This window comes from Blautia sp. CGZ-1-C1 (assembly GCF_056504575.1).
In genome coordinates, this window is record NZ_JBWLUT010000175.1 from 1 (window position 1) to 3,440 (window position 3,440).

Here is a 3,440-nt window from a genome sequence, read left to right on the forward strand (position 1 = left end):
TGATACTATTGAATTGATATGTATTGACGAATATCAGGACACTCGAGATCTCCAATATGCAATTGTTGAAGAGTATTGCAAATGCAGATAGTAATTCAGGATTTGAAGTGAATTTTTATGGTGATCCTGAAATCAAGCTATTTATGGTTCTATTGGGGGTGTTTGCGAAGTCTCTTGCAGAAATAAACAATGAATTTTCTACATTGAAATTTCAGGAATGTACGTTGAATGGATGTTAGAGAAGTACCCAGCGGATAATAAATTATTATTTGCCGTATATGATAGAAAATTATTCCATAATTGCGAAAGGAAGTAATTGTGCTTTAAAAGGAATTATAGACTACAATAATAAGCCTGTATAAGGACTATTTGAGTGATGCTATTGCAGAAATTGTTCAAAATACATTGAATGATGGGATACCAGAGAATGAAATATGTATAATCGCACCTGAATGGGGGTTGATATATCCACTTTCGCGAGAATTACAAGAAAAATTGCCAGATATTAGTTTTGATGCACCTGATATTACCCCAATTAAAAGGGATAATATGAATATTTTCTATAAAATATCGAAATTATTACTTACAGATCCTTCGATTAAGAAAATTGGAAGTCGATGTAAGCTAGCAACAGAGATTCTTGAAAGTATTGGAACAGTATTCAGGTAGATTAGTCGAGTATTCTATATTAGAATTTCTCAATATAATTAATACATTTCGAAATCAATCAACAGAAAATATAGGAAGTAAATTTGTATGTGCTGGTATAGAAAATCTTCTACTTAAAATGGATATACGAATAGAAGAATGCCCAGAATTGGAAAAACAATTTGAAGACTTTAAAGAAAAAATGAATTTTCGCATTGAAAATGAAAAGTATAGACTTTCTGATGATTTAAATACGTTTAAAAGAATGTTTAAAGAAAAAAAGGGAGTGGTAATAAATACTTGTCATGGTGTAAAAGGGGAGGAATATGAATGTGTAATTGCCTTTGGACTTTTGTATGGAAAAGTTCCTAATATACATACTGAGCAATCACAAAGAGATTCTGAGGCTAAAAAATTATTGTATGTTATCGCTTCAAGAGCTAAAAGTAGACTATTTTTGTTTTCTGAATCAGGAAGAAGATATTATGATCCTGTAACACATCAGTGGGAAAATTGTTTTCCAGCACGACAACTATATGAAAATAGAATTACTTGACATTAAGATTTTTAGAAACGCCGTATTAGAGAAGAACGAACACAATATCTTCATGGAAGAAGCATACAGTTTAGATAAAACACTGCGCGATTAAATACGCATAAATGACCATATTATGGGACGGACGTTTTCCTTTTTCAGGATATTCATCTATTTATAATGGGTTTTCCAACGTAAATTCTCAAACATGAGTACTGAATAGTAAGAATCCCCGCATTTTTAGTGGGGATTGAGAGAATTTTATGGAAATGGAAAATACATTAAAAAATCAGGATTTTTTGTGTTTATTTGGGCATTCTTTCTGCACTCTGGATGACCATGGAAGAGTATTGTCAATGTGCATGATCTCAGTGATCATGCTGTATGCCTCTTGGGCGATGGAGCCTTTGGCAGTGTCCTGGCCGACAGATTTTATAAATTCAGCAAAAGGTCTTCTGGCATGAACCCAGCAGCCTGCAACTTTAAGATTGCGGCGTTCTTTTGCAAGCTTGTGATAGACCTGGTATCCGTCTGTGACCACAGTTCTGGAGAAAGTCTTCAGGAATTCTCGGGGATGTTTCGAATGACGGGAAGGCTACCAGTCAACGAGAAGGATAGAATGTGTGCCGCGCAGAGGCCGGTTCCGGTAGACCCACATATAGGTCTTCTTACCGTTTTTGACCTTTGCATGGTTGATTTGCATGACTTTTACCGGTGATTCATCATCGGCATGTATCTCTTTGCTGTCGTAGATTGTTTCGTGGAGACGTTTATAAATCTCTTCGGGAAGTTCTTTGTAGCCGTCAGGAAATCTGGCAGCCAGTTCTTCAGCGGAAAGTGTATGTTCGATGATACGTACCGGAGTCCGGACAGATTAGACTCGCGTTTGCCAACAGTTTTTTTGCGATGGTAAGAAGGGATGACAACTTCTGTGATCTCAGGTTCTTTAAGGGAATCCTGTTTCAGGTATTCAGCTTCGTTGAAGGAATCGAACAGGGAAAGCTGACCATCGACTTCAGAAACAGAGGATTCTGATTTACGTCCGAAAAATCTCTGGTTCATGATACGGATTTGCTCTGTGAGCAGTTCGATCTGACGGTTATTATCCGAAAGCTGTGCATTGGCATGATCTAGCTGGGACTGCAGTGCAAGGAGCTGGTCCTGTAAAGAAGAAACGATAACAACAAGTGCTTTTTTACCAAGGTTATTTAATTGTTCGTCTGATAACTGGATCATGTCCTATACCTCTTGTAAAATGAACACGAATCGCGCAAATCGAGCGAATTGTACGAAGTCATATTAGAAATGTTGTTAGAGCGATTATCTCAGAAATATGGTAAGATAAAAAGGTACTGGTTATTGAGGATTAACAAAAGAACTGCCAGAGCAGTGCCATTTAAAAAGGAACAAAAAGTGTCTCAAACATTGATGTAGGTATTATAACAGGAGCTTTGCTGTTTTACACTACGTCATGTTTTGATACACTTACGAATATTATGTATGCAAGGAGACGGAGTATGATTAAATATCCATTATATGTTACGTTAGATACGAACATCTTTGATGCCAATAAATTGGACTTTAGTCAAGATAGTACATTAGGATTACTTGTTAATCATGTCAAAGCTGGAAAAATAAAGATTGTATTAAGTAACATTGTTTTAAAAGAGGTAGAAAAACATATCATAAAAGCGAGCGATGGAGTTTGTTCTTCATTTCGCGGACTGCGAAAAGAGCTAATAAATGGAGTATCTGATAAATTCTTAGAGGAAATAGGGGTAAAAACTAATTTACTAATGCTGAATAAAGAAGAATACAGGACAAAGAGCCTGGAGATGTGGAAAAAATTTTTGGAGAAATTAAATCCAGAGATATTGAATCTGTCATTAGTGGATTTGGATGGGATAGTTTCTGATTATTTTGCTATAAATCCACCATTTGAATCTAGTGAGAAAAAAAGAAAAGAATTTCCAGACGCATTTATTGCAAATCAAATTAGAAAAAGATTTGGTGAAGATGAAGTAATTGCCATTATAAGTGATGATAAAGGGTTTAAAAAGGCTTGTGGATATTCTGAAAATCATATATTTTACCAATCGTTAGGTGAGTTATATAATGCCATAAATCGTCAAGAGAGAGAATATAAAGGAATTGTCCGAATAATAAATTCGCTGATAGATGGGTATATATCTGAGATAGAGGAGGAAATAAAGAATGAGGATTGTGTTGAAGTACATGGATTATCGTGTGATAGCGA

The 3,440-nt window shown here is 35.4% G+C and carries 6 protein-coding genes and 1 pseudogene; 5 read left to right on the top strand and 2 right to left on the bottom strand.

Going from position 1 to position 3,440, the window contains the following annotated elements; all coding sequences use genetic code 11:
• Window positions 1-13 precede the first annotated feature (13 nt).
• The 4 genes from AC058W_RS16050 to AC058W_RS16065 all read left to right on the top strand — a co-directional run bounded on the left by AC058W_RS16050 (window position 14) and on the right by AC058W_RS16065 (window position 1,204).
• Window positions 14-91 (top strand): hypothetical protein, encoded by a 78-nt coding sequence (locus AC058W_RS16050; RefSeq protein WP_479390315.1) that lies wholly within the window; start codon window positions 14-16, stop codon window positions 89-91.
• Window positions 57-239: a hypothetical protein gene (locus tag AC058W_RS16055; RefSeq protein WP_479390316.1), complete on the top strand. Its 183-nt coding sequence runs from the start codon at window positions 57-59 to the stop codon at window positions 237-239. The genes AC058W_RS16050 and AC058W_RS16055 overlap by 35 nt, the downstream gene beginning before the upstream one ends.
• A 130-nt stretch (window positions 240-369) precedes the next feature.
• Window positions 370-669, top strand: a complete 300-nt coding sequence (locus tag AC058W_RS16060; RefSeq protein WP_479390311.1) for a hypothetical protein — start codon at window positions 370-372, stop codon at window positions 667-669.
• Window positions 641-1,204: a 3'-5' exonuclease gene (locus AC058W_RS16065; RefSeq protein WP_479390312.1), complete on the top strand. Its 564-nt coding sequence runs from the start codon at window positions 641-643 to the stop codon at window positions 1,202-1,204. Before AC058W_RS16060 ends, AC058W_RS16065 begins: the two co-directional genes overlap by 29 nt.
• Window positions 1,205-1,472: 268 nt before the next feature.
• Here the strand turns inward: AC058W_RS16065 and AC058W_RS16070 are convergent.
• Window positions 1,473-2,006: pseudogene (locus AC058W_RS16070) on the bottom strand (IS66 family transposase).
• On the bottom strand, window positions 1,892-2,419 hold the full coding sequence (locus AC058W_RS16075; RefSeq protein WP_479390313.1) for a transposase domain-containing protein: 528 nt from the start codon (window positions 2,417-2,419) through the stop codon (window positions 1,892-1,894). The pseudogene AC058W_RS16070 and the gene AC058W_RS16075 overlap by 115 nt, the downstream one beginning before the upstream one ends.
• A 281-nt stretch (window positions 2,420-2,700) precedes the next feature.
• Between AC058W_RS16075 and AC058W_RS16080 the strand changes: the two genes are divergently transcribed.
• On the top strand, window positions 2,701-3,440 hold a 740-nt coding region (locus AC058W_RS16080; protein ID WP_479390314.1), incomplete at its 3' end, for a PIN domain-containing protein.